Consider the following 1,536-nt stretch of genomic DNA (forward strand, 5'->3'; position numbering starts at 1 on the left):
CGCCGCATCTTCAGCCGCGCCCGGCGCGTCCCCTGCGCGTCAGGCACATGTCCGGAAACGGCCAGCGCTGCCGCGTCGCCGGCCTATGATGGCCCTTCATGACAGCGCCCCGCGCTCCCCTGGCTCCCGATGCCGACGATGCCCGCTACCGGGCGATGGCGGCCCGGGATGCGCGCTTCGACGGGCGGTTCTTCACCGGCGTGACCTCCACCGGCATCTACTGCCGGCCGGTGTGCGCGGTGCGCACGCCGCGGCGCGAGAACTGCCGCTTCTTCGTGCTGGCCGCCCAGGCCGAGAGCGCGGGTTTTCGGCCCTGCCTGCGCTGCCGGCCCGAACTGGCGCCGCGCGCGCTGGCCTGGTCGGTGCAGGACGCACCCGACATCCTGGTGCGCGAGGCGCTGCGCCTGCTGGAGGGCGAAGGCGCGTGGGAGGCCAGCGCCACCGGCCCGTCCCCCCTGCAGCGCCTGGCCGCCCGGCTGGGCGTGAGCGACCGGCATCTGCGCCGCATCTTCGAGACGGCTTTGGGCGTGTCGCCCCTGCAATACCTGCAGACGCGCCGCCTGCTGGCCGCCAAGCAGTTGCTGACCGACACGGACCTGCCCGTCACGCAGGTGGCGCTGGCCAGCGGCTTCGGCAGCGTGCGGCGCTTCAATGCGGCGTTTGCCGGGCACTACGGGCTCAATCCCACGCAGTTGCGCAAGACCGGCGCGGGCACGGCGGCGGGTGGCGCCAGCAGCACGGTGCGCCTGGCCTACCGGCCGCCCCTGGACGTGCGGCCCTGCTGGCGTTTTTCGCCAAGCGGCAGATGCATGCGGTGGAGTCGGTGTCCACCGAGGGCGAGCAGGCCCTGCGCCGCACGGTGCGGCTGGTGGCGGGCGGGCAGGTGCATGCCGGCTGGCTGAGCGCCCGGTTCGACCCCGACCGTCCCCAGGTGCTGCTGCAGACCAGCGACAACCTGCACCCGGTGCTGCCGCTGGTGATCGCGCGGGTGCGCGCCCTGCTCGACCTGGACGCCGACCCGCAGGCCATCAACGCCGTGCTGCACGGTGCCTTCCCCGAGGGCGACGGGCTGCGCGTGCCCGGCGCGTTCGACGGGTTCGAGCTGGCGGTGCGCGCCGTGCTGGGCCAGCAGATCACCGTGGCCGCTGCCCGCACGCTGGCGCAGCGGCTGATGGAGCGCTTCGGCGAGCCCATCGACACGCCCTGGCCGGCGCTGACGCGGCTGTTCCCCTCGCCCGCGGTGCTGGCCGGCGCGGCGGGCGATGCGCTGGGGCAGTTGGGCATCGTGCGCCAGCGGCAGGCCGCCATCGTGGCGCTGGCCCAGGCGGTGGACACGGGCGCCTGGCGCTGCACGGCGCGGCTGACGTGGCGGCCACCACGGCGGCGCTGTGTGAGCTGCCGGGCATCGGCGACTGGACGGCGCAGTACATCGCCATGCGGGCGCTGCGCTGGCCCGATGCGTTTCCAGCGGGCGACGTGGCGCTGCACAAGGCCCTGGGCGTGCAGGGCGCGCCGCGCGCGGCCCAGGCGGCCACG

General features: G+C 75.2%; 1 pseudogene. It reads left to right on the forward strand.

What is annotated here, in order from left to right:
- Nucleotides 1–98: 98 nt before the first annotated feature.
- A pseudogene (locus AC27IQ_RS24300) lies at nucleotides 99–1,536 on the forward strand (AlkA N-terminal domain-containing protein); the annotation flags it as partial.

The sequence above is a fragment of the Acidovorax sp. KPB24-07 genome, from assembly GCF_057543315.1.